The organism is Mesorhizobium sp. M7A.F.Ca.US.006.04.2.1 (assembly GCF_004022915.1).
Taxonomy (GTDB): Bacteria; Pseudomonadota; Alphaproteobacteria; order Rhizobiales; family Rhizobiaceae; genus Mesorhizobium; species Mesorhizobium ciceri.
The window spans coordinates 1-3,789 of record NZ_RZQA01000643.1 but is presented as its reverse complement, the minus strand read 5'-3'; the positions used below and the strand labels follow the sequence as shown (position 1 = coordinate 3,789).

The window sequence follows — 3,789 nt, the reverse complement described above, 5'->3', positions numbered from 1 at the left end:
GCAGCTGGATGTTTGACAGCCGCTAGGCGACCGAAGCATTGGCAAATTGGCCGGACCGCGCTATCCAGTCGGAGGGGCCGCGGCAAAAACCGAGGAAACATCAGATGAAACGTCTAGCCATCCTGACTGCTGTCGCGTCCGTGCTTTTTGCCGACGCCGCCAGCGCCCAATACAATGATGAGCCCGCCTGCATGATGTTCGAGCACGCGAATTTTCGCGGTCGGTCCATCGGTATGGGCCCCGACGATTCCGTGAACTTTCGCGGCGGCCAGTTCTGGAACGACCGTGTGTCGTCGGTGATTGTGCGCCGGGGTTGCGCACTCATTGCCTATGAGGACTCCCGGATGGGTGGCCGCTCGATCGAGATCCGGCGCCGGATCCGCGATTTCGGCGGCAGCGACTGGAATGACCGTATATCGTCGGCGGAGTGCACCTGCGACGATTATTGAGGCCATTTTGGATTAGCCACGATGGATTTCTGGCGGTGGTAGCCATTGGCCGACAGCAGAGCCGGGCCTGCCGGTTGCCTCACCAAGCTGTTCATTGACAAGCCGATTGGCGTCTGTGAGACAATTCCCCAGCAAAAACAAAAGGGGAACCGACATGAACAGGATCGCCGTTCTTACCGCAACTCTGACACTTGCCGCCGGCCTGTCCGCACCGGCGATGGCTGCCACCTCGGTCACTATCGGCATCAGCGGCTGGACAGGCTTCGCGCCGCTGACGCTTGCGAAGCAGGCGGGCATCTTCGAGAAACACGGACTCGACGTGACCTTGAAAAAGGTGCCGCAAGCGAGCCGGCCGCTCGCCATCGCCAGCGGCGACCTGCAATGCGCGGCCACCACGGTGGAGACCTGGCTGGTGTGGAACGCCAGCGGCGTCACCACCAAGCAGATCTTCCAGCTCGACAAATCCTACGGCGCCGACGGCATCGTCGCCCGCAACAACATCAAGACCGTCGCCGATCTCAAGGGCAAGAACGTCGCGTCATCGGCGCCGGGCACGTCGCCCTATTTCATGCTCGCCTGGGTGCTGAACAAGAACGGCATATCGACGAAGGACGTCACCGTCGTCAATCTGGAGCCTGATGCGGCGGCGCAAGCTTTCCTCGCCGGGCAGAACGACGCCGCCGTCACCTACGAGCCGTTCATCTCGGCGGTGCGCGACAAGTCGGACCAGGGCCATATCCTGGCGACGACGCTCGACTACCCGATGGTGCTCGACACGGTGGGCTGCACACCCGAATTCCTGAAAACCAATCCGGATGCCGCCAAGGCGCTGGCCGACAGCTATTTTGATGCACTCGACCTGATCAAGAGCGATCCGCAGAAATCCTACGAGACCATGGGTGCCGACGTGAAACAGTCGGCCAAGGAATTCGAGGATTCGGCGAAATACCTGAAATGGGCCGACCGGGCGGAGAACAAACAGTTCTTCACCAAGGAATTCCAGGACTTTTCCAAGACCGCCGGCGAACTGCTGCTGCAGATGGGACTGATCAAGGAAGCGCCCGACGTCACCACGTTGGCTGACACCAGCGCGGTTTCGAACTGATCGTTCGGCCTTTGACCATCAAGCGGCGGCGCCTGGCGCTGCCGCCTTCTCTTGGACAAAGCGCGATTTGAGCATGGGGACCATTTGAAAATGGCGACGATTTGACGATGCGCCCCTTGCATCCCGTCTCGCCGGGCATCCGAACCGTGCTCGGCATTTCCTTCTTCGTGCTTTTCGTGGCCTTCTGGGCTTGGATCACGCTAGGCGGCCACGTCAACCGCATCTTCCTCGCCGATCCGCTGTCGATGCTGCGGGATGGCTGGCGGCTTTTGGTCGAAGACCGTTTCTGGCTCGACGTTCTGATCACCATCTGGCGCGTCTTCGGCGGCTTCCTGCTTGCCTCGGTCGTCGCGGTGCCGCTTGGCATCGCGATGGGCGCCTGGAAGCCAGTGGAGGCGTTTCTGGAGCCTTTTGTCTCCTTCGCCCGCTACTTGCCTGCGTCGGCATTCATCCCACTGCTCATCTTGTGGGCCGGCATCGGCGAGCTGGAAAAACTGCTGGTCATCTTCGTCGGCTCGGTGTTCCAGATCGTCCTCATCATCGCGGTCAAAGTTGGCGGCACACGACGCGATCTGGTCGAGGCCGCCTACACGCTGGGTTCCACCAACAGCGGCATCGTCAACCGGGTGATCATGCCGGCCAATGCGCCGGAGATCGCCGAGACGCTGCGGCTGGTGCTCGGCTGGGCCTGGACCTATGTCATCGTCGCGGAACTGATCGGCTCGTCATCCGGCATCGGCTACATGATCATCAACAGTCAGTCGCGGCTGGCGACGGGTCAGATCATCTTCGGCATCATCGTCATCGGACTGATCGGGCTGTTGTCCGACTTCGCCTTCAAGGCCTTCAACCGCTGGCTCTTTCCGTGGAGCCTGGCGTGAACAAGCTTCTCATCGAGGGCGTTTCGCGCACCTTTGCCGGCGTGCGCGGCGGTCAGCCGGTCAAGGCGCTGATGCCGATCGACCTGGCGGTCGCCGCCAACGACTTCATCACTATTCTGGGGCCGTCCGGCTGCGGGAAGTCGACACTGCTCAGGATTGTCGCGGGCCTGGAAGCATCGAGCGAGGGCCGTGTGCTGCTCGACGGCAAGGCGGTGACCCGGCCGGGGCCGGATCGCGGCATGGTCTTTCAGTCCTACACGCTGTTTCCCTGGCTGACTGTGGCGCAGAACATCGCTTTCGGCTTGCGCGAACGCGGAATGCCCGAAAAGGAGCGGGACGGGGTCGTCGCTTCCTACATCAATCTCGTCGGCCTGAAAGGGTTCGAGAACCATTGGCCGAAGCAGCTCTCCGGCGGCATGCAGCAGCGCACGGCGATCGCCCGGGCGCTGGCTAACGATCCGGAGATCCTGTTGCTGGACGAGCCGTTCGGCGCGCTCGACAACCAGACGCGCGGTCTGATGCAGGAACTGCTGCTCGGCATCTGGGAACGGCGCCAAAAGACGGTGCTGTTCGTCACCCATGACATCGAGGAGGCGATCTTCATGGCCTCGCGCGTCATCGTGATGACGGCGCGGCCCGGCCGCATCAAGTCGGATGTCGCCATCGACCTGCCGCATCCGCGCCATTACACGCTGAAGACCAGCCCGGAATTCTCGGCGCTGAAAGCGCGGCTGACCGAGGATATTCGGGTCGAGGCGATGCGCACGGCGCAGGCGTAGTCAGACCGACACAGCCTGATCATCTGGAAAGATACTTGGCTCGCTCAACAGCTTGAGGCGAGGAAGATCACGTTTCGGGGCGTCCAGAGCCGCCTTGAGCGCTAGCCATTTTTCGACATCGAGAGGAAAGATGCGCCGGTCGGCCAGTCTTTCGGGTCGAGTCGTTCTCGTACTCACGTGACACCTCTGCTCAGGCGGCCAGCAGCTGCTTGCGGTCGACGCGCTCCTGCTGCGGCGAGCGGGCGTAGAGTTCGCGGTAGCATTTGGAGAAATGCGAGGCCGAGACGAAGCCGCAGGCGACCGCCACCTCGACCACTGGCATCGAGGACTGGATCAGCAGGTGCCGAGCGCGGTCGAGCCGGATTTCGAGATAATAGCGGGCGGGGGAGCGGCCCATCTCGGTGCGGAACAGCCGCTCGATCTGGCGGCGCGACAGGTCGACATGATCGGCGATCTCGATCAGTGACAGCGGCTCCGACAGATTGCCCTCCATCAACTCGATGATGGTCAGCACTTTCGAGTTCTGGACGCCGAGGCGGGCGCGCAGCGGCAGGCGCTGGCGGTCGGTGGGGCTG

Annotated in this window: 5 protein-coding genes; 4 read left to right on the top strand and 1 reads right to left on the bottom strand. The window is 62.3% G+C overall.

What is annotated here, in order from left to right:
- Nucleotides 1–104: 104 nt before the first annotated feature.
- The 4 genes from EN925_RS27135 (at nt 105) to EN925_RS27120 (ending at nt 3,214) form a co-directional block, all read left to right on the top strand.
- On the top strand, nt 105–449 hold the full coding sequence (locus EN925_RS27135) for a peptidase inhibitor family I36 protein (protein WP_013531155.1): 345 nt from the start codon (nt 105–107) through the stop codon (nt 447–449).
- 154 nt (nt 450–603) lie between these two features.
- On the top strand, nt 604–1,554 hold the full coding sequence (locus tag EN925_RS27130) for an ABC transporter substrate-binding protein (protein ID WP_013531156.1): 951 nt from the start codon (nt 604–606) through the stop codon (nt 1,552–1,554).
- A 107-nt stretch (nt 1,555–1,661) separates the two neighbouring features.
- Nucleotides 1,662–2,435 (top strand): ABC transporter permease, encoded by a 774-nt coding sequence (locus EN925_RS27125; RefSeq protein ID WP_013531157.1) that lies wholly within the window; start codon nt 1,662–1,664, stop codon nt 2,433–2,435.
- Nucleotides 2,432–3,214 carry an ABC transporter ATP-binding protein gene (locus EN925_RS27120; RefSeq protein ID WP_127368376.1) on the top strand — a complete coding sequence of 261 codons (783 nt, stop codon included), beginning with the start codon at nt 2,432–2,434 and terminating at the stop codon, nt 3,212–3,214. Before EN925_RS27125 ends, EN925_RS27120 begins: the two co-directional genes overlap by 4 nt.
- 190 nt (nt 3,215–3,404) lie before the next feature.
- Here the strand turns inward: EN925_RS27120 and EN925_RS27115 are convergent.
- A partial coding sequence (locus tag EN925_RS27115) for a helix-turn-helix domain-containing protein (protein ID WP_127312667.1) occupies nt 3,405–3,789 on the bottom strand: 385 nt, incomplete at its 5' end.